The organism is Vreelandella boliviensis LC1, assembly GCF_000236035.1.
In the GTDB taxonomy this organism is placed as follows: domain Bacteria; phylum Pseudomonadota; class Gammaproteobacteria; order Pseudomonadales; family Halomonadaceae; genus Vreelandella; species Vreelandella boliviensis.
Window position 1 is genome coordinate 1,306,440 of the sequence record NZ_JH393257.1, and the last position, 22,249, is coordinate 1,328,688.

General features: G+C 52.5%; 25 protein-coding genes. 20 read left to right on the forward strand and 5 right to left on the reverse strand.

All coding sequences use genetic code 11. From position 1 onward, the window contains the following. The first annotated feature begins 3 nt into the window (after positions 1–3). The 5 genes from KUC_RS05765 to KUC_RS05785 all read left to right on the forward strand — a co-directional run bounded on the left by KUC_RS05765 (position 4) and on the right by KUC_RS05785 (position 3,548). Complete coding sequence (locus KUC_RS05765; protein WP_007112195.1) at positions 4–522, forward strand: CsgE family curli-type amyloid fiber assembly protein; 519 nt, start codon at positions 4–6, stop codon at positions 520–522. Beyond that, positions 522–953, forward strand: a complete 432-nt coding sequence (locus KUC_RS05770; RefSeq protein WP_040479662.1) for a curli assembly protein CsgF — start codon at positions 522–524, stop codon at positions 951–953. Before KUC_RS05765 ends, KUC_RS05770 begins: the two co-directional genes overlap by 1 nt. 81 nt (positions 954–1,034) lie before the next feature. Continuing rightward, positions 1,035–1,865, forward strand: coding sequence for a CsgG/HfaB family protein (locus KUC_RS05775; RefSeq protein ID WP_040479665.1), 831 nt, complete (start codon positions 1,035–1,037; stop codon positions 1,863–1,865). 289 nt (positions 1,866–2,154) lie between these two features. Continuing rightward, positions 2,155–2,655: a hypothetical protein gene (locus KUC_RS05780; protein WP_007112198.1), complete on the forward strand. Its 501-nt coding sequence runs from the start codon at positions 2,155–2,157 to the stop codon at positions 2,653–2,655. 56 nt (positions 2,656–2,711) lie between these two features. Beyond that, positions 2,712–3,548, forward strand: coding sequence for a Minor curlin subunit (locus KUC_RS05785; RefSeq protein ID WP_007112199.1), 837 nt, complete (start codon positions 2,712–2,714; stop codon positions 3,546–3,548). 79 nt (positions 3,549–3,627) lie between these two features. Here the strand turns inward: KUC_RS05785 and KUC_RS05790 are convergent, their stop codons facing one another. The 5 genes from KUC_RS05790 to KUC_RS05810 all read right to left on the reverse strand — a co-directional run bounded on the left by KUC_RS05790 (position 3,628) and on the right by KUC_RS05810 (position 8,457). Further along, positions 3,628–3,897: a hypothetical protein gene (locus tag KUC_RS05790; RefSeq protein WP_141243448.1), complete on the reverse strand. Its 270-nt coding sequence runs from the start codon at positions 3,895–3,897 to the stop codon at positions 3,628–3,630. Between the two features lie 172 nt (positions 3,898–4,069). Then, positions 4,070–5,350, reverse strand: coding sequence for a glutamate-1-semialdehyde 2,1-aminomutase (gene hemL, locus KUC_RS05795; RefSeq protein WP_040479668.1), 1,281 nt, complete (start codon positions 5,348–5,350; stop codon positions 4,070–4,072). A 36-nt stretch (positions 5,351–5,386) separates the two neighbouring features. Further along, positions 5,387–6,196 carry a bifunctional hydroxymethylpyrimidine kinase/phosphomethylpyrimidine kinase gene (gene thiD, locus KUC_RS05800; RefSeq protein WP_007112202.1) on the reverse strand — a complete coding sequence of 270 codons (810 nt, stop codon included), beginning with the start codon at positions 6,194–6,196 and terminating at the stop codon, positions 5,387–5,389. Continuing rightward, positions 6,196–6,627 carry a protoporphyrinogen oxidase HemJ gene (gene hemJ / locus KUC_RS05805; protein WP_007112203.1) on the reverse strand — a complete coding sequence of 144 codons (432 nt, stop codon included), beginning with the start codon at positions 6,625–6,627 and terminating at the stop codon, positions 6,196–6,198. Before hemJ ends, thiD begins: the two co-directional genes overlap by 1 nt. Before the next feature lie 9 nt (positions 6,628–6,636). Next, positions 6,637–8,457, reverse strand: a complete 1,821-nt coding sequence (locus tag KUC_RS05810; RefSeq protein ID WP_007112204.1) for a chloride channel protein — start codon at positions 8,455–8,457, stop codon at positions 6,637–6,639. A 156-nt stretch (positions 8,458–8,613) separates the two neighbouring features. Here KUC_RS05810 and argC point away from each other — a divergent pair, with 156 nt between their 5' ends. From argC to atpA, 15 genes are all read left to right on the forward strand, one after another. Then, the gene (gene argC, locus KUC_RS05815; RefSeq protein WP_007112205.1) at positions 8,614–9,648 is read left to right on the forward strand and encodes an N-acetyl-gamma-glutamyl-phosphate reductase; all 1,035 of its coding nucleotides are present in this window, start codon (positions 8,614–8,616) and stop codon (positions 9,646–9,648) included. Between the two features lie 327 nt (positions 9,649–9,975). Continuing rightward, positions 9,976–10,329 (forward strand): iron-sulfur cluster insertion protein ErpA, encoded by a 354-nt coding sequence (gene erpA / locus KUC_RS05825; protein ID WP_007112206.1) that lies wholly within the window; start codon positions 9,976–9,978, stop codon positions 10,327–10,329. Between the two features lie 174 nt (positions 10,330–10,503). Continuing rightward, the gene (locus tag KUC_RS05830) at positions 10,504–11,280 is read left to right on the forward strand and encodes a transporter substrate-binding domain-containing protein (RefSeq protein ID WP_007112207.1); all 777 of its coding nucleotides are present in this window, start codon (positions 10,504–10,506) and stop codon (positions 11,278–11,280) included. Between the two features lie 117 nt (positions 11,281–11,397). After that, the gene (locus KUC_RS05835; RefSeq protein ID WP_007112208.1) at positions 11,398–12,069 is read left to right on the forward strand and encodes an amino acid ABC transporter permease; all 672 of its coding nucleotides are present in this window, start codon (positions 11,398–11,400) and stop codon (positions 12,067–12,069) included. A gap of 23 nt (positions 12,070–12,092) precedes the next feature. After that, complete coding sequence (locus KUC_RS05840) at positions 12,093–12,851, forward strand: amino acid ABC transporter ATP-binding protein (protein ID WP_040479674.1); 759 nt, start codon at positions 12,093–12,095, stop codon at positions 12,849–12,851. A 595-nt stretch (positions 12,852–13,446) separates the two neighbouring features. Beyond that, the gene (gene mnmG / locus KUC_RS05845) at positions 13,447–15,351 is read left to right on the forward strand and encodes a tRNA uridine-5-carboxymethylaminomethyl(34) synthesis enzyme MnmG (RefSeq protein ID WP_007112211.1); all 1,905 of its coding nucleotides are present in this window, start codon (positions 13,447–13,449) and stop codon (positions 15,349–15,351) included. Continuing rightward, the gene (gene rsmG, locus KUC_RS05850; RefSeq protein WP_007112212.1) at positions 15,348–16,007 is read left to right on the forward strand and encodes a 16S rRNA (guanine(527)-N(7))-methyltransferase RsmG; all 660 of its coding nucleotides are present in this window, start codon (positions 15,348–15,350) and stop codon (positions 16,005–16,007) included. Before mnmG ends, rsmG begins: the two co-directional genes overlap by 4 nt. 62 nt (positions 16,008–16,069) lie before the next feature. Continuing rightward, positions 16,070–16,837: a ParA family protein gene (locus KUC_RS05855; protein WP_007112213.1), complete on the forward strand. Its 768-nt coding sequence runs from the start codon at positions 16,070–16,072 to the stop codon at positions 16,835–16,837. 15 nt (positions 16,838–16,852) lie between these two features. Next, positions 16,853–17,779, forward strand: a complete 927-nt coding sequence (locus KUC_RS05860) for a ParB/RepB/Spo0J family partition protein (protein WP_007112214.1) — start codon at positions 16,853–16,855, stop codon at positions 17,777–17,779. A 249-nt stretch (positions 17,780–18,028) separates the two neighbouring features. After that, complete coding sequence (locus KUC_RS05865; protein WP_007112215.1) at positions 18,029–18,424, forward strand: ATP synthase subunit I; 396 nt, start codon at positions 18,029–18,031, stop codon at positions 18,422–18,424. Between the two features lie 12 nt (positions 18,425–18,436). Then, on the forward strand, positions 18,437–19,264 hold the full coding sequence (gene atpB, locus KUC_RS05870; RefSeq protein WP_040480304.1) for a F0F1 ATP synthase subunit A: 828 nt from the start codon (positions 18,437–18,439) through the stop codon (positions 19,262–19,264). A gap of 64 nt (positions 19,265–19,328) precedes the next feature. Then, positions 19,329–19,556, forward strand: a complete 228-nt coding sequence (atpE, locus tag KUC_RS05875; protein ID WP_007112217.1) for a F0F1 ATP synthase subunit C — start codon at positions 19,329–19,331, stop codon at positions 19,554–19,556. Between the two features lie 76 nt (positions 19,557–19,632). Further along, entirely contained in the window at positions 19,633–20,103 is a 471-nt protein-coding gene (locus KUC_RS05880; protein ID WP_007112218.1) for a F0F1 ATP synthase subunit B, read from the forward strand. A gap of 11 nt (positions 20,104–20,114) precedes the next feature. After that, on the forward strand, positions 20,115–20,651 hold the full coding sequence (locus KUC_RS05885; RefSeq protein ID WP_007112219.1) for a F0F1 ATP synthase subunit delta: 537 nt from the start codon (positions 20,115–20,117) through the stop codon (positions 20,649–20,651). 16 nt (positions 20,652–20,667) lie between these two features. Continuing rightward, on the forward strand, positions 20,668–22,212 hold the full coding sequence (atpA, locus tag KUC_RS05890; protein ID WP_007112220.1) for a F0F1 ATP synthase subunit alpha: 1,545 nt from the start codon (positions 20,668–20,670) through the stop codon (positions 22,210–22,212). The last annotated feature ends 37 nt before the right edge of the window (positions 22,213–22,249 follow it).

Below are 22,249 nucleotides of genomic sequence, written 5' to 3' on the forward strand. Positions count from 1 at the left end.
GTTATGTCATTAATACACCGTTTATCAACCGGCTTTTTCATCGTGGCGATGTGGGTCATGTCATCTTTAGTAGTGGTAGTAGCGAACGAGCCCACTGATGCGTTGCCCGCCGACGAACAAGAAGCGATTGATGCTATTAATCAGCTCTCCAGCCCTGATGGACCTGAAATGCAAGGCAATACTAACGGGGGAAGTGAGCTGACCGGCGTGTTGGTAGATAGAACAATCACCATGGCCGGTAAAACCTTCTATCGTGCCTTTAGCCAACGGGCACTGGATAACCTGATTATCGGCAATGCCACCATCACAATTAATGAGCGACCTGATGCACGCTGGGGTAGCCAAATATGGGTGATGGAAGGCAACCGTATGTATTTCCGTACACAGCTCTCCCCTAGGATCAGCGAAGCTGGCCGGGCCGCCGGGGAAGCCGTACAAACCGTCGAAGAAGCGCTGCTACGGCAACAACTGACTTCAGCACTTAACTCAGACAAAGACCTTGGAAAAGAGGAGCTACGCTAATGAAAAACATACTTAAATCAACAGCTGGCAGTGTCATGGCAACCACCATCTTGGCAAGTGTGCTAACTCTGCAAGCTAGCGCAGGGGAACTGATTTATACACCGATAAACCCGTCATTTGGCGGCGACCCCTTTATGGGTAGCTATTTACTGGGAAAAGCCCAGTCGCAAGATACCAACACGGATCCTGATGCCAGGGGAATTGAATCACTCTCTTCAACAGAACGGCTTATTCAAAGCCTTGAGAGCCGCTTAATATCACAACTAATCAGCGATGTAGGTTCAGGGAACGTTGGTCAAGGGTCGTTTGACAGCGGAGATTTTAGCGTTGTGGTTAGTGATGAAGGGGGACAGCTCATAGTAAGAGTGATCGATAAAGTCACCGGTGATGTTACCAACATTAGTGTAGGTGGCTTGTTGTTCAATCCCTGATGTATTAACTGCTTCTATAACTAAGAAAAAATAATATGGCTGCCAATCGGCCTAATGTTGCGTGTCATAAAGGGGATCATCATGAAAATTATTGCTTCGCTGCTTATGATAAGTTTGCTCAGCGGCTGTGCTGGAATGGTCGCTACATCTGAAAATTTGGAAGGTGCACAAGCAACGCTCACGCCACGCGGCGCAACCTACCAAGATTTAGTATCGCTACCGCCTCCGGCTGGGCAAATTTTTGTCTCAGTCTATGACTTCCGGGATCAAACAGGCCAGTACCGCCCTGCACCGGCCAGCACCTTTTCTACCGCCGTAACGCAGGGAGCGGCAGCGATGCTCACCGGTGCATTGGCGGATTCCGGTTGGTTTATACCGCTTGAGCGTGTTGGATTACAGAACTTGCTTACCGAGAGGCGCATTATTCGCGCCGAGTTCGAGCGTTTTGGCCAGCCTGATACACTGCCATCACTTCGTGCTGCCTCGGTGATGCTTGAAGGTGGCATTATTGCCTACGAGTCCAACGTGCGAACCGGTGGTGCTGGGGCTGAGTACTTTGGTATAGGGGCTTCTGGGCAATACCAGGTTGACCAGGTAACGGTTAATCTACGCGCGGTAGAAATTTCAACCGGCGAGGTACTCGCTAACGTCACCACGACTAAAACGATTTACTCTAAAGAGATGCGAGCAGGTGTTTATCGTTTTATCGATTTTCGACGTTTGTTAGAGGCTGAAGTAGGTCTTACCACCAACGAACCAGTACAACTCGCCGTCATGTCGGCCATTGAGTCAGCAGTTATACATTTGGTGGCCCGAGGCGTAGAGAACAACCTTTGGAATCTCTCAAATGGTGTTAATTTTAAAGACACTATTTTGTCTGAGTACCTAGATGCACCAATCCCTTTGCTTTAATCTGTTTAAAACTAGCTTTAAAATCATAAAACAGCGCATGTAATAAAATTTCAGTTACAATCTAATATCAATATATTTAGCATGGAAGCTGAAGCTAATCAACGGCTATGCATACTGCATAGCCGTTTTTTTTAGTATTTTTTATTAGAAAAATAATACTTTTTTATTATTAAATTATTAATAAATACATAATGGGAATAATAAAAAGTTTGATAGCGTAAATTTCAAAATGGTCCAAACTCAACACAAGAAATACAAATTGACACAAACCGTTTCAGAGGGAATTAACATGAAGCTGAATATTACCGCAACCAAACGATCTGCCCTAATGGCTGCGCTGTTGACGGCAACCCTTTCAGTTTCTTTGACAATCAACGCAGACAATAATCGTGTTGAACAGTTCACTAAACATGCAGCCGCCAAACATAACCTAGGCAACTACAGCATTATTGCGCAGATTGGAAACAATAACCGTACCCATGTTTCGCAATCAGCTAGTTACCAAGCCGGTAACTTTTCCAGCATTTATCAATTTGGAAATTACAATGCGGCAATGGTGACCCAAACAGGTGGTAATAACGTAAGTAATGTCTCTCAAATAGGTAGATATCATAAAGCGGACATTACTCAGTCAGGAAGCACATCAAGACAACTAAATTCTTATGTGCGACAACTTGGCAACCGGAGTGACGTACAGATTTCACAATCGGGGAGTGGCTACCGTGGCATTAGTGTTGAACAACAAGCGTTTTCAAACAATGCACGCCCGGTCACCGTCGAAACCTACTGAGCAACATACGTTGTCTCAGTGATAACTAAAGCAAGTATGACTTAAGGGGAAACACCATGAAAACTCAAATCACCGCTATTGCTGCCGCTGTTGCCTTCGCTATGAGCAGTGCTGCTTTTGCACAGTATTCAGGTGGTAGCGACTCTTACATCTACCAAAGCGGTAACAACAATACGAACGATGTTACTCAGTGGGGATCGCAAAACTCACGTATTCATCAACAAGGTAACTATAACTCAGCAACAGTATCACAAGATGATATTTCCGGCGTTGCTACAACACTACCCGGTCTTAATGACTCTGGAATAGAACAATTTGGTAGCGGCAACTCGGCAGACGTTACTCAATTAGGCACTAAGAATGACTCTACCGTCTATCAAGAGCGTCTATTTAACAGTGCAACTGTTGATCAAGAAGGTTATAAAAATGTTTCAGTAGTTGAGCAAATTGGTTACTACAATGACGCTGATATTACCCAAAGTGGTAAATTTAATGATAGCTACGCATACATTGAAGGATTTGGTAATGAAACGACCGTTAACCAAGATGGCTTTGCAAATAAGTCTGTAGTAGAGCAAAACGGTGCTTTCAATGATGCTGAAATCAACCAGACTGGCTCATATAACGATAGCTATGCCTATATGGGCGGCGTCCGTAATGACGCCGTTGTAAATCAAAATGGTTACTCTCTAGAGAGCACCATTCTAGCTAATGGTGATCACAACACCTATGACGTAGCTCAGTCAGGCTATGGTCACGATTCTTATATCGAAACTCACGGCAGCTATAACAACAATACCGTTAAGCAAAGCGGTGCTTTCTGGGGTCAGCATACTTCAAGCATCGTTACTTACGGTAATGGCAACGTTAATACTGTAAGCCAAGGCCACTAAGCAAAACGGTGCTTAATTAAGCCCCCTTGCTCATATAAACCGCCCCGGATGGGGCGGTTTTTTAATGGCCCAAATATCATTAACGAATCATCAGCGTCAATGTGCCTCCGGCCCCCTGAGTCGATGAACGCGACCGGTTACTGCCTTTTTGTATGTCCACTTCTAGCCGCTCATCATCACTTAACAGCTTTACTGTGCCTTCAAGCTCTGTACCGGTAAAAGTGTACTCAGCAGGTACTGTCCCGCTCTCTTCAACGTGCTCGGTCGTTTCGCCTTCGTGGGTAATCCGCCAGTTGGCAGAAAACTCTGCGCCCGGCGAACCGCTCATGGTGATATGGATCTGGGTCATGTCCTGCTCCTGAGGCGACTGTGCAGCGAGCGGGAAGCAGGCTAGCAACCCCGCTGCGCAGATCACGTATCGCCAAACCTTTGGTCGTGTCATGAGTGTAACTCTCATCTAAGCTAAGAGCCGCTCAACGCGAGCGGCTCTTGCAGTATAGCGGGCTTTTAGTTACTTGCCGTTACATAACCGCAAAGGCTTTTTCTGCTGCGTCCAGGGTGAACTGAATATCTTCCGGGGTGTGGGCGCTTGACATAAAGCCTGCTTCGTAGGCAGAAGGCGCCAAGTAAACGCCGTGATCAAGCATCGCGCCAAAGAAGCGGCGGAAGGCATCCGGGCTACAAGCAGTGGCTTGGGCAAAGTTATCCACACGGCTTTGAGATGTAAAGAAGAGCCCAAACATACCTCCAGCAGACTGCGTCATCATCGGCACTCGTGCAGCATTGGCACGCTCCTGAAGACCCGTACACAGGGTGTTAACCCGCTGGGTGAGCGCATCGTGAAAGCCCGGCACTTGTAGCTTGGTCAGCAAAGCCACACCCGCCGCCATGGCCAGCGGATTACCCGACAACGTGCCCGCTTGGTAAACCGGCCCCAGGGGAGAAATATTTTGCATTATTTCACGCTTGCCGCCAAAAGCGCCCACTGGCATACCACCACCGACAATTTTTCCCAGGCAGGTTAGGTCAGGCACTATGCCGTAGTGAGCCTGGGCACCACCTAATGCCACACGAAAGCCAGTCATCACTTCATCAAAAATCAGCACGCTGCCGTGCTCGTTACATACCCGGCGCAGCGTTTCCAAAAAGCCTGGCTGGGGTGGAATGCAATTCATATTGCCAGCAACGGGTTCAACAATAATGCAGGCAATCTGATCGCCGATTTCGCTGAAACACGCTTCAACCCCTTCAGGGTCATTAAACGACAGGGTAATGGTATGTTCAGCCAACGAAGCAGGCACGCCCGGAGAGCTGGGCTCGCCGTGGGTAAGTGCACCGGAGCCCGCTTTTACCAGCAGCGAATCGGAGTGACCGTGGTAGTTACCTTCAAACTTAACGATCTTATCGCGGCCGGTGGTGCCTCGCGCCAGGCGTATCGCCGACATAGTGGCTTCGGTGCCGGAACTGGTCATCCGCACCATATCCATGGAGGGGATCATCTCGCAGATCAAATCCGCCATGGTAGTTTCGACTGCTGTAGGAGTACCAAATGACAGGCCGTTATCTAATCGCGCCCGCACGGCTTCCAATACGTCTTGGTCGGCATGCCCAGTGATCATAGGTCCCCAGGAACCGACATAATCCACGTAGCGATTACCTTCGACGTCAAACAGAAAGGCACCTTGAGCACGCTCCATAAAGACCGGCGGTCGGTGTAACCCTTTAAACGCACGAACGGGTGAGTTTACCCCGCCCGGTATATGACGACTGGCAAGATCGAACAGTTCAGCTGATGTAGTCATGGCATCCTCTCGGTCAATGGCGTACAGAAGATAGGATCAAAAACGTACAGCCCGTGAAAATCGATTTGGCAAACACTGCCCACTGGGCGGTTGAAAGCCTTGAGACAGACTTTGCCAAGTAAAGTGCTGCGCCTGCTCACAAGCTGTTGGTAAGCGCTCACCAACAGCGAGACGAGCTGCAATGGCCGATGCCAGCGTGCAGCCAGAGCCATGAAACAGTTCAGGCAAACGTGGCCATTGCCACTGGCGAGTGGTGTCGGGCGAGTGCAGGGTATGCACTACCTGCTGGTCATTGCCGGGCAGCGGCTCATCCGTGGCCGTCACTAGAATGGCTTGGCATCCCTTTGACATCAGTACCACCGCGCGGGCCGTATCATCGAAAGGGGTGATTATGTCGGGCGCAAGTTGGGCCAACTCAGCGCGATTGGGAGTTAAGATATCCACAAGCGGCAACAAGCGATCAATAAATAATTGACGCAAACCAGGTGTGGATAACTCAGTTCCACCACCGGCCTTAAAGACCGGATCCGCGACCACGGGAATGCCAGGAAAGCGGCGAATAATTTGCTCCGCTGCGCGCAGGGTGTCTTCGTCAGCGAGCAAGCCAATCTTAATCGCCGCGACCTGCATCTCACTAATTGCCTCGGCCATTTGGCGCATCGCGGTAGGATCGGCAGGGATCACTCGTGTCACATTATGGCAATTTTGTACCGTCAGCGCAGTGGGAATTGTAACCGCCCATCCACCACAGGCAGCAATGGATTCGCTGTCAGCGATTAAACCTGCGCCACCCGTCGGGTCGTGTCCAGCGAGTACCAATACCACGGGAGGAAGCGGTTGGCGCATCAAAAGGGCTTCACAACGGCGAGCAGTATAATCGCCACCAGCGCAATCACTGGCGCTTCGTTAAACCAGCGGAAAAACACATGACCTTTGGTACAACGATCCTGGGCAAACTGCTTTAAATAGATCAAACAAACGTGATGATAGGCAATGAGCAAGACCACTAGCGCCAGCTTGGCGTGCATCCAGCCCTGGCTAAACCATGCGGGCACTAAGTAGAGCATCCAGCCACCAAAAATCAGTACCGCAATCATCGATGGCGTCATGATGCCACGGTAGAGTTTACGCTCCATGGTTTTGAAATAGCTGATGGCCTGTTCGTCGCCGTTATCCCGCGCAGTGGCGTGATACACATACAACCTTGGTAAATAGAACAGCGCAGCGAACCAGGTCACTACGGCCATTAAGTGAATAGCCTTCACCCATAGGTACATTGTCGCTCCTTAAAGAGATGAATCCTTCTCGCGTTTATTAGTGCCAAGGGCATCGGCACCGCGGGGGTCAGTGTAGTGATAATAACGTTCGATAGCGCCGCGGGTGATAATACCTGAAATCCGCCGCTGCTTTGGGCTATAGCCATGAACAACGTAGAGCGCCCCCAGAGCGTCGTCCTGAAGTTTTAGAAACGCTTCGGAAAGCGTCGCCTGTAAGCCAATCGGCGCCAGCTCCAAACGCTGCCCAGGGATTTCCAGCAGATCAATCAGTTCATCCGCAGGCGGCTCTTCCCCCTGAAGAGCCTCATCGTGCTCAAGTAGCCAGCGCGCCAGTTCAGCGGCTTTTAGCGCCAGCACAGTTTTTTCCTCGGTTGAGCGCTCAATTACTAACCACACCGGGTTGGTTGCTAATAAAAGTCGCGCTCGATCAGGCGTGATCATTCGCTCAGTACGCACCAATTGACGCTCCATCACCGCAGGCACCGAAACCCTTGAGAGCGCCTGCATCAAAGGCTGTTGAAGCGGGTGCAGCCCGTAGCGCACCGTACTGATAAAAAAGCCTTCACAACCAGTCAATTGACGCGAGGTTAAACACGCCACAACTACCGCCAACATCCCAGGAAGCATAATACTCGGCGTGTGGGTTAACTCCAAAAGCGCCAGTAGCGCAGCAAGGGGAGCCTGTAGCACAGCTCCCATCATCGCGGCCATGCCTAGCATCGCGTAAATACCTGGATCGGCGGCTTTAGCTGGCCAAAACCAGCCACCCAGCAGACCAAACAACGAGCCTGTGGCAGCTCCTATGACCAACACTGGGCCGATAATGCCGATAGGCACACCGCCAGCGACGGTTAGCGCCGTAATCAGCAGTTTGGCAATCATCAGGGCCAGCAGTACTTTAATTTCCAGCTGATTATTGAGCGCCGCCGCCACGCTGTCATAGCCGATGCCCTGAATCTGAGGAAACCACCAGGCAACCGCACCAGTCGCCACTCCCACCAATCCAAGACGAATCCAAAGTGGCCACTGCATAATCCGCTGGCTGCGTGAAATATGAATAAACAGACCGGCGAGTAAACCAATCGCCAAGCCCGTCAACACAACCCACGGTAGATTGATCAACGACCCCAGCGCCACTTCGGGAATACGAAAAGCAGGTTCGTTGCCGTAGGCCAACTGCGCCACCAGCGCGCCCATGGTGGAGGCCAAAATAACGGGCATAAAGCTCATCAGGGTGTACTCCATCATCACCACTTCCATGGCGAAGATGACACCTGCGATCGGCGTATTAAAAGAAGCGGAAATAGCTGCTGCAGTACCGCAAGCCACGAGTACTCTCAAGCTATTATTAGGCAAGCGCATCTGCTGACCAAGCCCGCTGGCTGCCGCTGCCCCCAAGTGAATCGCCGGGCCCTCACGACCAGCAGAGAGGCCGCCTAGCACCACCACAACACCAACCCACCATTGGTTGAGCCAGTTACGTAACGGAAAACGGCCTTGATGATAGGTAAGACGCTCAATTACATGGCCAACGCCCAGTTTGCGCGCTGCCGGTTTTTGTCGATACAACAGCACACCCACTAGCGTAACCGCCAACATAGGTAACAGCGCGCGCAGCCAGGGCGTCATGCTTTCAAACGCTTCTGGGTGACCATCGGTCATGTAGAGCGCGGCACCCGCTTCCAATAACAAACGAAACGCCACCATCACCGCGCCGGTAATAATCCCCGAGACAAGACCCAGCAAACAGAGTTGCGGCAAGGCGTCGACGTTAGCCAACTGGCGACGAAAACTCTCTAAAGTAAAATCCGATCGGGAAAAACGCGCCACAGCGACCTTCCTGGTTATTAGTTCTAGTGTTCTTGTGTCTCCACTCCCTTGTGTATCATAGACGGCTAAGCTTCGACAGCGCGCAACAATCCGCTTAGTCTGTAATAACTGAAGCTAATGTGAAAACCGTTCTGCGTAACCCGCAAGGAGTGATTTGTGATTAAGGTCGGCATTGTTGGCGGTACCGGTTACACCGGCGTCGAATTACTGCGGCTACTCGCCCAGCACCCCCACGTCAACGTCGCCATGATTACCTCGCGCTCGGAAACCGGCGTCAAGGTGTGCGATATGTACCCCAACCTACGCGGCCATTACGACACGCTGGCGTTTAGCGAGCCGGATGCCAAACAGCTGGGCGCCATGGATGCGGTATTTTTTGCCACCCCCCATGGCGTTGCCCACGCCCTAGCGGGTGAACTACTCGAAAACGGCACTCGGGTGATTGATCTGTCGGCTGACTTCCGGCTGCGCGATGCAGACGAGTGGAGCCGCTGGTACGACCAAGCCCACGGCGCTCCAGAATTGTTGCAAGAGGCGGTCTACGGGCTGCCAGAAATGCACCGGGAGAAAATCAAAAAAGCACGCTTAATTGCCGTGCCTGGCTGCTACCCAACCGCCGTTCAGTTGGGCTACTTACCGCTTTTAGAAGCGGGTTTAATCGACCCAAGCCAACTGATCGCTGACTGTAAATCCGGCGTTACTGGGGCAGGCCGCGGCGCTAAAGTGGGCTCACTGCTCGCCGAAGCCAGCGAGTCGATGAAAGCCTATGGAGCTTCGGGACACCGCCATCTGCCGGAAATTAGCCAGGGGCTTCGGGATATTCAACAGGCGCCGGTAGGCTTGACGTTTGTGCCCCACCTCACACCTATGATCCGTGGCATTCACGCGACTCTTTACAGCCAGCTAACCGCTGAACCCGGCGATCTGCAGGCGCTATTTGAGCAGCGCTACGCCGACGAGCCGTTTGTCGATGTCATGCCCGCAGGAAGTCACCCCGAAACGCGCAGTGTCAAAGGCATTAACACCTGCCGCTTGGCAGTTCACCGGCCTAACAATGGCAACACAGTCGTGGTGCTGTCGGTGATCGATAACCTGGTCAAAGGCGCCTCGGGCCAGGCGATTCAGAACCTCAACCTAATGTTTGGCTTTGAAGAGAACACTGGCCTCACCGCCCCTGCATTAATGCCCTAAACACCTCACCAAAACCAGCATGCAGAGTGTACCTCAAAGGGGTTCTTGACCAAGGCAGTTAACGTGATGCGAGGGTCTTTTTCCAGGGCCGGAATAATGTTCCCGACAATTCCGGCATTTCCGCCATCCATGGCGGTCAGATGTCGAAAGTAGCGCCCATGGACGGGTTCACAGCGCCCTCGCGGAAACCTGCCCTCGCCAGCTAAGGGCTGCAAGCTAAGCTTCACCAAACTAATTCCCAGCAATAGTTGACCAATTTGCTGGGAATTACCCATAATCATCCCCCAATGCCGATTTATTCGTTCTTAAAGCTCGCGGGAGGTACCCATGAGCGGTGCAGAAGCCTTTGTTCCTACCCCACTACTGCTCTCTGATAGCGCACGCAAACGTATTAATGCGCTGATTGCAGAAGAAAATAATCCATCTCTTAAACTACGGGTCTACGTGACCGGTGGCGGCTGTTCGGGTTTTCAGTACGGTTTCGACTTTGCCGAAAACGTCGCCGACGATGACACTGTGATTGAGTTCGGCAACGCTGCCTTAGTGGTTGACCCGCTCTCTTACCAATATTTGGTAGGCTCCACCGTCGATTACGAAGAGGGCTTGGCGGGCGCGCGTTTTCGCGTGCAAAACCCCAATGCCACCACCACCTGCGGCTGCGGTGCCTCCTTCATGGTTTAACCGCTATGGTCTAAACAGCGTTGGCCCGCAGCGCTCCCCGTGACTTGACGCCCTGACGGTTTCTCGCCAAGGTTAATAGGTCAACAACGGCTTAAATAACGGTTTATAAAGAGTAACAAATGGTGAAAACCGCTTTATAACCCGCCACCAGCCAAACAAAGCACGGGGAAACTTATGAAAGTAGTACTACCACTCAGCCTAACCAAAACCACACTGGTTCTCGCACTGGGATTGGGCAGCGCCACTGCCGCCATGGCCCAAACGCCATCGGTGAACGTAGCCACTGACCCAAGCTTTGTGCCGTTTGAAATGATGGATCAAGAGACCGGCGAAATGGTCGGCTTCGATATGGATATCATCAACGAAGTCGCCGAACGCGCAGGCTTTGAAGTCAATCTCACCACCATGGAATTCTCCGGCATCATTCCCGCCGTGCAAACCGGTAGCCAAGAGATCGCCATTGCCGGCACCACCATTACCGAAGAACGTGCACAAGTCGTCGATTTTTCAGACCCCTACTACGATTCAGGTCTGCGCATTATTGTTCGCGCCGATAATGACAGCGTCGAGACACTCGAAGACCTTCAAGACCTTGCCGTCGGTACCAAAATCGGTTCCACCAGTTATGACTACCTGCAGCAAGAACTCGGCGAAGATGCGGACATTACTCCCTTCCCTGGTACTGCTGACATGTACATGGCGCTGCTAGGCCGCAACGTCGACGCAGTGCTCTACGACGCTCCTAACGTCTCCTACTTCTCGCAGACCCGTGGCGAAGGCCGTACCAAGGTCGTCGGACCACTGTATGAAGGCCAACAGTACGGCATCGTGTTCCACAAGGGCAGTGAGTGGGTAGAACCCACCAACGAAGCACTGGCTGCTATGCGTGAAGATGGCACCTACGATGAGATCTACACCAAGTGGTTTGGTGAAGCGCCCAGCGAAGAATGAGTGTAAACACCCAATAATAGCGTAACGCCGTTACAGGGCCGGGTGGCCACAACCCCCGGCCCTGCTGCGTTTCTTATCTGCTTTTAGTCAGCTGTTTTCTGTTTCAGGAGTCTACGCGTGGACGTCAATTTTCAATTTGATTGGTCGGCAGCGTTTGGGTCTATCCCTTACCTCTTGCCGGGTATTCCCTGGACGTTACTTATCTCATTTGGCGGTTTGGCCATTGGTTTCTTTATTGGCATATTCTTTGGCCTGTTACGCATTAGCCGCCTGCGCTGGCTACGCTGGCCGGCCATCGTTTACGTCGAGGTATTCCGTGGCACGCCTATCCTGGTGCAAGTGCTGTTTATTTTTTACGGCTTGCCGCAGCTGTTAGGTAGCCCCATCAATGCTCTGGTCGCTGGCATTGCTGCCATTGCGGTCAACTCCGGTGCTTATATCTCGGAAATTGTCCGCGGCGGCGTACAGTCAATTGAACGCGGCCAAGGTGAAGCTTCGCTCTCCCTGGGGCTCTCCCGCACCCAGGCGTTTCGCTACGTTATCTGGCCCCAGGCATTTCGGCGCATGATTCCACCTCTCGGTAACCAGGGCATTATCAGCATCAAAGACACCTCACTGTTCTCAGTCATTGGCGTCGGCGAGCTGGTGCGCCAGGGGCAAATCTATATCGCCACCACCTTTACGGCCCTTGAGGTCTACTTCATGGTCGCCCTGATGTATCTGGCGATCACCTGGACGCTCTCCATCATCCTGCGCCAACTTGAGCGCAGAGGCCTGGCCGGACAATAAGGACACGCGCAATGAGCAATACAATGAACAGCGCAACGCACCCCATTGTGCGTATGCAGAAGCTCAATAAACACTTTGGCAGCCTGCACGTACTCAACGATATTGATCTTACCATTGTGCCTGGTGAGGTGGTCGTGATTATCGGTGCCAGTGGCTCAGGCAAATCGACGCTAATTCGCTGTATTAATGGCTTGGAAGAGTTCCAGTCCGGCAGTCTAGTAGTCGATAGCAATGAGCTACTGCCCCATGGCAAGAGCACCAAAGCGCTGCAAACCATTCGCACCGAAGTCGGCATGGTCTTTCAGCAGTTCAATCTCTTTCCCCACCTCAGCGTCATCGATAACGTCACCCTGGCGCCGATGAAAGTACGCGGTTTAAGCCGTGACGAGGCGGTCAGCAATGCCAAACGATTGCTTGATCGGGTGGGTATCGCCGACCAGGCCGATAAGTACCCCAGCCAGCTCTCAGGCGGCCAGCAGCAGCGTGTGGCGCTGGCTCGCGCCTTGGCCATGGAGCCGCGTCTGATGCTGTTTGACGAGCCCACATCGGCGCTTGACCCGGAAATGATCGGTGAAGTGCTGGATGCCATGCGCGAGCTGGCCAAAGAAGGCATGACCATGGTGATTGTCACCCATGAAATGGGCTTTGCCCGCGAGGTCGCCGACCGGGTTATTTTTATCCATAAAGGCGAGATTACTGAAGAGGGCCACCCTGAGAAACTGTTCGATTCTCCGCAACACGAACGCACCCAATCCTTCCTTGCGCGCGTGCTTAAACATTAAATTAAACACCCTTTGAGGCTTTAAAATAACCGCTTATTCGCGCTGAATTACGCTTTTTTGCTGGCCTGTCGACACGACAGGCCATTTTTTTGCCTGTGGATAACCTTTTTTTTCATCGATCGTTTTTTTGCTCGTAAGGCCTATCATGGGAGTCTCTTAGCGTTAGATCCACACCCAACGGAGGTTGTTCACAGCTGCGGTAACAACCCAGGTACTGGCCGGTGGATAAGCCGTGCCTAATTACATCTGTGGATAAAGCGCTATTCCATCCACAGGCTTAACACCCTTTCTGCCCAGGCACTCCCGCTTTCAAACATGTAGAAGTCAACAATATAAACACCTGAAATTATTGAATATAAGTGGCTTATGCACAGAAATTGTCCACACTAGTAGTTACAACATTTACAGAACTTCTCTTATTTTATATTTATGTTGTTATTAATAGAGGCTGTTTAGGGATTGTGGGTGTGGAAAAACCTGACGGTTACCCACAGGGGGTTTATACTTGCCGCCTCATTGATCTAAGGTGGCCGCGTCTTAAACCGACTGCGCAGGTCACATCATCCGTGCCGATGGGCACAAGACGAGGTGTCTCTTGAATTACCCCGACCGCTTTGACGTGATTGTCATCGGCGGTGGCCATGCGGGAACCGAAGCCGCACTGGCCTCTGCTCGCATGGGCTGTCAGACCCTGCTGCTCACCCACAACATCGAAACCCTGGGCCAAATGTCGTGTAATCCCGCCATTGGCGGCATCGGTAAAAGTCATTTGGTCAAGGAAATTGATGCATTGGGCGGCGCCATGGGGCTTGCCACGGATTTAGGTGGCATCCAGTTTCGTGTGCTCAATGCCAGCAAAGGGCCTGCGGTTCGGGCCACCCGTGCCCAGGCTGACCGTATCCGCTATAAATCCGCTATCCGCGGAATGCTGGAAAACCAGCCCAACTTGACGATTTTTCAACAGGCCGCTGGCGATCTGATTGTGGATAACGACACCGTTCGCGGTGTCGTCACGGAAACCGGCATTCGTTTTAACGCCGAAAGCGTCGTGCTGTGCACCGGGACGTTTTTGGGTGGCGTGATTCATATTGGTCTGGATCAAAGCAAAGGTGGTCGCGCCGGTGATCCGCCTTCCAATGCGCTGGCCGAACGACTACGCGCACTGCCGTTTCGCGTTGATCGTCTGAAAACCGGCACACCACCGCGGATTGATGCTAAAACGGTAGATTTTTCTCAGCTGGAAGAGCAAGCCGGCGATAGCCCGACGCCCGTTATGTCCTACCTGGGGTCACGGGAAATGCACCCGGAGCAGGTCAGTTGTCACATAGCGCATACCAATCAGCAGACCCACGATCTCATCCTGGCAAACCTTGATCGCTCGCCAATGTATTCGGGCGTGATCGAAGGGATTGGGCCGCGCTATTGCCCGTCAATCGAAGACAAGGTTCATCGCTTTGCCGATAAATCCAGCCATCAGGTGTTTATTGAACCCGAAGGCTTGGATACCCATGAGCTCTACCCCAACGGCATCTCGACGTCGCTGCCCTTTGACGTGCAGATTCAGGTGGTGCGCTCCATCAAAGGCCTGGAAAACGCGCATATCACCCGGCCTGGCTACGCCATTGAGTATGATTTTTTTGATCCACGGGACTTAAAACACTCGTTGGAAACCAAATTTATCCACAACCTGTTTTTCGCGGGCCAAATCAACGGCACGACCGGCTACGAAGAAGCCGGTGCACAAGGTTTGCTGGCAGGCTTGAATGCTGCTCGCCGTGCGCAAGAGATGGACGCCTGGTATCCCCGTCGCGATGAAGCCTATCTTGGTGTACTGGTCGACGACCTGATTACCATGGGCACCAAAGAGCCTTACCGCATGTTTACTTCCCGTGCGGAGTACCGCTTGCTGCTACGGGAAGACAATGCCGATCTGCGCTTGACTGAAACCGGCCGTAATCTGGGTCTGGTTAACGACACCCGCTGGGCCGCATTTAGTCAAAAACGCGAAGCCATTGAGCAAGAAACCGCACGGCTAAGCACACTCTGGGTTCAACCCGGTAGCCCTGCTGCTGAAAAAGTGGCAGAAAAAACCGGCGCTCCGCTGTCGCGGGAATATTGCTTGAGTGATCTGCTTAAACGCCCTGAACTGACCTACAGCGATTTAGCCAATCTGCCCGGTATTGAGGGCACTCTCGTGACCGATCCTGCGGTTGCCGAGCAGGTGCAGATCCAAGCTAAATATCAAGGCTATATTGATCGCCAACAGCATGAGATCAATAAGCTCAAACGCCACGAAGCGACGCCACTGCCTGCAGAGTTGGACTATTTAAAAGTGGAAGGCTTGTCGAACGAAATCCGTCAGAAGCTTGCCGAAGCGCGGCCGGAAACCCTGGCCCATGCGGCACGTATTTCAGGCGTGACTCCGGCGGCTATCTCTATTTTGTTGGTGCACCTGAAAAAGCGCCGCTTGGTAGCCGCGGCAGAGGTCGTTAACGGATGAGTTCGCTGAACCCCCTGTTGAAAACGCTGCCTGCCAGCGTCGCCCCACGGCTCGATCAAGGGCTTGGTCAGTTGGCTATCAGCGTTGACGACCATCAGCGAGAACAGCTGCTAGGCTTGTTAGCGCTATTGCACAAGTGGAACCGGGCTTATAACCTCACAGCGGTACGCGATGTGGATGACATGGTATCGCGTCACGTGCTGGATAGCGCCGCAGTGCTGCCCTATGTTCAGGGGCCGCGGCTGCTGGATGTGGGTGCAGGCCCTGGGTTACCTGGCATAGTACTGGCCATTTTAGCCCCCCAGCTTGATGTGACACTGCTGGATAGCAATGGCAAAAAGGTGCGCTTTCAGCGCCAGGCGGTCATGGAGCTAGGGCTTGAAAACGTCACCCCCCTACAGGCACGGGTGGAACAGTTTGAGGCCCCGGCTTTCGATCAGGTGATTTCCCGGGCGTTTGCCAGCCTGGTTGATTTTGTCACCTTGACCCGCCAGCTACCCAGTGCCGACGGCCAGTGGTTAGCCATGAAAGGCCCGGGGGCAGATGATGAACTGCGCGATCTTCCACCCGGCATTTGTCTGCATGAGCGTCACCTGCTGGAAGTCCCCTTTGAAGCGGCCCAGCGGCAGCTGCTGATCTTAAATATAGACAGCTGAATATAGACAGCTGAATGTTGAAAGCTAAATGTTGATTCTGACCCCCAGAAGGAGTTGAGTACGTGAGCCAGATCATTGCCCTGACCAACCAAAAAGGCGGCGTGGGCAAGACCACCTCGGCCGTTAATCTGGCGGCCAGTCTCGCTGCGCTCGACCGTCGCGTACTGCTGGTGGATCTTGACCCCCAAGGCCATGCCAGCATGGGCAGTGGCATCGACAAATATGCGCTCGGCAAAAGCGTGCTTGATGTTCTATTGGGCGAAGCAACAGCGGCTGAAACCATTGTCAAAAAACTGGCGGTCAAGTACGACGTTCTGCCGGGCAACGGTGATCTTACCGCCGCAGAAGTCGAGCTATTAGATCGCGATAAGAGCGAGAGCTGCCTAACTACCGCGCTTGCAACGGTTTCAGACAACTACGACGTAGTGTTGATCGACTGCCCACCCTCTTTGAATATGCTGACCGTCAATGCGTTAACGGCTTCCGATAGCGTGCTGATCCCTCTCCAGTGTGAATTTTACGCGCTAGAGGGGTTATCAGCTCTGCTCGATACCGTTGAGCAGATTAAGCAAAATGTTAATCCTGATCTAGCGATTGCCGGTATTCTGCGCACCATGTACGACAAGCGCACCAGCCTAACGCGGGAAGTGGATAAGCAGTTGCGTGATTACTTTGGCGATATGCTGTTGAAAACGACCATTCCGCGCAACGTAAAAGTTGCCGAAGCACCGAGCCACGGGTTACCCGTGACGCAATATGCCCGGTTCTCCCGGGGTAGTCAGGCCTATCGTGTGTTGGCCAAAGAGATAATTCGTCGCCTGGCGCTATAAAATGAGGAAAAGCGAATGACGCGTAAACCCGCGCTGGGACGTGGCCTGGATGCCCTGATTGGTGCCGGTGCCCGTCGCCGTGACAGCTTAGAACTTGCCGGTGGCGGTGTCCCTTTGGAGCATACCGACACTGTACGTTCTGCTGTCGACGAAGTGACTGAAGATCGTCTTGAGCGCCTGCCGTTAGGGCAACTAACCCGCGGTAAGTATCAGCCGCGCCGGGATATTCAGCCCGAAGCGTTAGAAGAGCTAGCGGACTCCATTCGCGCCCAGGGCGTAATGCAGCCCATCGTAGTACGCCCCATCGGCGTGGATCGCTACGAAATTATTGCCGGTGAGCGCCGCTGGCGTGCAGCCCAACTTGCGGAGCTGGATGTCATCCCGGCAGTGATCCGTGAAGTCAGCGATGAAGTCGCTTTGGCACTGGCGTTAATCGAAAACATTCAGCGTGAAAACCTCAACGCCATCGAAGAAGCCATGGCACTCAAGCGGCTGGGCGAAGAGTTTGAGCTTACCCAGCAGCAGATAGCCGACGCGGTAGGTAAATCGCGCACTCAGGTGGCCAATCTGCTGCGCCTGCTGGCGCTAGACCCTGAAGTACAAACCCTGCTTGAACGGGGTGACCTGGATATGGGCCACGCCCGGGCGCTGCTGACGCTGAACAGCAGCCAACAGCGCCAAGTCGCCCATGAAGTCGTCAACAACGATATGACCGTGCGCGCCACCGAAGCGCTGGTAAAAAAAGTCCAAACCAGCCAAACACCGACCAAAATGCCTAGCCGGCAAAGCAAGCAGCCCGATGTGGCCAAGCTTGAAACCCATCTTGGTGAGCTACTGGGTGCACCTGTCTCCATTGATCATGGACAAAAAGGCAAAGGTAAATTAACCATACGCTATACAAGCCTTGAAGAACTGGATGGCATCTTAAACCATATTAAATAGCAGGCTATTCAATATCGCGTAAGAAGCGGACACGTTTTCCCCCTTTGGTCGCAAATCAGCCCTTAAGCGAGCAAAATCGGTGCGACTTCGGTTGAAGGTGTGATAGCGCTTCCCTATAATCGCGCAAGATTTGTGCAGGTTGCCTCGGTTTGTAGAGATATTAGTTTGTAAAGATATTAGCTAGTAGAGATATCAGCTTGTCGAGTAATGGGTTTTCATTAGTGAGGTTGGGTATTTTTCCCAAGAGCTATGCAGCGATACGAAACCCAGCGGCGAAAGGCCTATATTATTCGACTGACGATCGCACAGCTGATAATTACGCTGGTAGGCATGTTGGCAGCCTATCTGGTTTCAGATATTAAAGGCATGTCATCGGTATTTAAAGGCGCCTTGGTAGCCTTATTGCCGCACGCCTTTTTTATTCAGCGGATGGGTTTTTTTCACGCTAGGCGCCGAACACGAGGAGCTATGCACTTGTTTCGTGCTGAAGCAGGCAAGTTTGGTTTGACGGTGGCACTGTTCGTTGCAGTGTTTGTTGCAGCGCCCCCCTCAAACCCCGCTTTATTTTTTTATGCTTACGTCGCGGTTGTTCTAACGCATTGGCTCACGCCTTGGCTGATGCCTAGAGATCGCACAACTAATTGAGGTGACATGTCCATGGCCGCAGGAAACGAAGTCTCTTCGACTTACTATATCCAGCACCACTTGCAGAACCTGACCTTCGGCAACCACCCCGAAAATGGTTGGTCGCTGGCACACTCTGCTGAAGAGGCCCGTGAAATGGGCTTTTGGGCCATTCACTTAGACACCATGGGCTGGTCCATCGCCATGGGTTTGCTATTCATCTGGGTTTTCCGCAAAGCCGGTAAAATGGCGACTACTGGGGTACCCGGTGGGCTACAAAATGCGGTAGAGATGGTCGTTGAGTTTATTGAGAACCTTACTCGCGCTACTTTCCATGGCAAAAACCCGATGATTGCGCCACTAGCGTTGACGCTGTTTGTGTGGATTTTGCTTATGAACACGCTGAAAATCATCCCAGTGGACTACTTCCCTGTGCTGTTCGCCAAGCTTGGCGTCGACTACATGAAGATTGTCCCGACCACTGACCCCAATGCCACTCTCGGTATGGCACTGGGTGTGTTTGGTCTGATTATTTATTACAGCATCAAGGTAAAAGGCATCGGTGGTTTTGCCAGAGAGTTATCGTTGACACCGTTCAATCACTGGGCGCTGATTCCTTTTAACCTAGTACTCGAAATCATTGGCTTGCTCGTGAAGCCGCTAGGTCTCGGTCTACGTCTTTTCGGCAACATGTTTGCCGGTGAAGTGATCTTTATTCTGATCGCCCTGTTGCCGTTCTGGGCTATCTGGCTTTTGGATGTGCCGTGGGCCATCTTCCACATCTTGGTGGTCACTCTGCAGGCCTTCATTTTTACAACGCTGTCAGTTGTATATTTGAGCGCTGCACACGAACACCATTAACCTGGCAATAACGTTTTCATTAACCCTCAACCCTTAACCAAAACTTAAACTCAGGAGCTTCATCATGGAAATGGTTTATCTTTCAGCTGCCATCATCATCGGTCTGGGCGCACTGGCTACCGGCATTGGCTTCGCTCTGTTGGGCGGCAAACTGCTTGAGTCAACTGCTCGTCAGCCTGAACTGGGTGACCAACTGCAAACCAAAACCTTCATCATGGCCGGCCTGCTTGACGCCGTTCCGATGATCGGTGTTGGTATTGCGATGTACCTGATTTTCGTTGTTGCCGGTTAATGACAGCTCAGCCGAGCGCTAAGCGCTCGGTTTTGTTTCACTCCGGTCGCCACGAACTTGTCAGAGGTACATTCCTGTGAATATCAACATGACGCTAATCGGGCAGACGATCGCCTTCGCGATCTTTGTCTGGTTTTGCATAAAGTATGTGTGGCCTCCGATCAGCAACGCGCTTCATGAGCGTCAGAAAAAAATTGCTGATGGCTTGGACGCAGCCAGCCGCGCTACCCGTGATCTTGAGCTTGCTCAAGAACGGGCAGAACAGACGCTGCGTGAAAGCAAGGAGCAAGCTTCTCAGATTCTTGAGCAGGCCAACAAGCGCTCTGCCCAGATGATTGAAGAAGCCCGCGAGCAAGCCCGTGCCGAAGGCGAACGCCTAGTAACCAGCGCACGTTCAGAGATCGAGCAAGAAGTGAACCGTGCAAAAGACGAGCTTCGCGCCCAGGTCTCTTATCTCGCTGTTATGGGTGCCGAGCGTGTTCTTGATGCTTCGGTCGACGAACAAGCCCATCGCAAGTTACTTGATGAGCTTGCTGCTGAACTGTAAGGAGGTGAATTATGGCGGAATTACTGACCGTCGCTCGTCCTTACGCTAAGGCAGCGTTTGAATACGCGCGTGATCATGAGGCGCTTGATAGCTGGTCACAGGCGCTGGGCTTTTTAAGCTTAGCGGTCGCTGACAGCGATGTTCGTCGTTTGCTGGGCAGTCCAAAACTTGAGAACGCGCAAAAAGTATCGTTGCTGGCCGATATGACACCCGGCGAGCAAGACGACGCTTTACAGCGTTTTTTAGATGTTTTGGCAGACCAAGGTCGTTTGATGTCACTTTCATCAATCGCTGTGCAGTTTGAGCACCTACGTGCCGAACACGAGCAGCGTGTTGAAGTGAACGTCACCTCTGCTTACAAATTAGATAGTAAGCAGAAGACCAAGCTAGCGAACGCGCTCAAGAAACGTCTGAATCGCGAAATCTCCATTACTACTCAGGTGGACAAGTCGCTTATCGGCGGTGTCATCCTGCGTGCTGGTGACACCGTCATTGACGGGTCAGTACGTGGTCGATTGAACCGCCTTTCCGAAGCGCTAACCGCTTGAGTCTGAGGGACATGGCATGCAGCAACTGAATCCTTCCGAGATCAGCGACATCATCAAGCAGCGAATTGAGAAGCTTGACGTCGCATCCGAAGCCCGTAATCAGGGCACCATCGTCACTGTTTCCGACGGTATCGTGAAAATTCACGGCCTCGAAGACGCGATGTTTGGTGAAATGATTGAATTTCCCAACAGCATTTTTGGCATGGTACTTAACCTGGAGCGTGACTCCGTAGGTGCCGTCGTGCTGGGTGACTACCTGCAGCTTGAAGAGGGCATGACCGCCAAATGTACCGGTCGTATTCTCGAAGTGCCGGTAGGCCCTGAGCTGATTGGTCGCGTGGTCGATGCGCTGGGTAACCCCATCGATGGTAAAGGCGAGATTAACGCTAAAATGACCGACGCCGTTGAGAAAGTGGCGCCAGGCGTTATTACCCGCCAATCCGTTGATGAGCCGATCCAAACCGGTTTGAAGTCAATCGATGCCATGGTGCCGATTGGCCGTGGTCAGCGTGAGCTGATCATCGGTGACCGCCAGATTGGTAAGTCCGCCATTGCTATTGATGCGATCATCAACCAGAAAGGCAAAGGCGTTACCTGTGTCTACGTCGCGATTGGTCAGAAGCAGTCGACCATTGCCAACGTGGTGCGCAAGCTCGAAGAGCACGGCGCCATGGAGCACACCATCGTCGTCGCCGCTGGCGCTGCCGATCCGGCGCCGATGCAGTTCTTGGCCGCCTACTCTGGCTGCACCATGGGCGAATACTTCCGCGACCGCGGCGAGAACTCGCTCATCGTGTATGACGATCTTTCCAAGCAGGCCGTTGCCTACCGTCAGGTATCGCTGCTGCTGCGTCGTCCGCCTGGCCGTGAAGCTTACCCTGGTGACGTGTTCTATCTCCACTCGCGTCTGCTCGAGCGTGCTGCACGTGTTAATGCTGACTACGTTGAGAAGTTCACCAACGGCGAAGTGAAAGGTAAAACCGGTTCCTTGACCGCGCTGCCGATCATTGAAACCCAGGGTGGCGACGTTTCCGCGTTCGTACCGACCAACGTGATCTCGATCACCGACGGTCAGATCTTCCTGGAAACCAACCTGTTTAACTCCGGTATTCGTCCGGCGATTAACGCAGGTCTGTCGGTTTCTCGTGTAGGTGGTTCGGCGCAGACCAAAATCATCAAGAAGCTCGGTGGTAGTGTCCGTCTGGCGCTGGCTCAGTACCGTGAGCTGGCGGCGTTCTCGCAGTTTGCGTCTGATCTTGACGAAGCCACGCGTAAGCAGCTTGAGCACGGCCAACGTGTCACCGAGCTGATGAAGCAGAACCAGTACTCGCCGATGTCGATCGCTGAAATGGCGCTGTCGCTGTATGCCGCCAACGAAGGCTTCCTGGATGATGTTGAAGTGAACAAGGTGCTGGACTTCGAGCGTGCCTTGCACGACTACATGAAGTCTGAGCACGCTGATCTACTCGACAAGATCAACCAGAGCGGCGACTACAATGGTGAGATTCAAGACAGCTTGAAGTCGGGTCTCGAGAAGTTCAAGGCGACTCAGAGCTGGTAATGTCTAGCCCGTCTGTGATGGGCGGGTTTGCATGCTT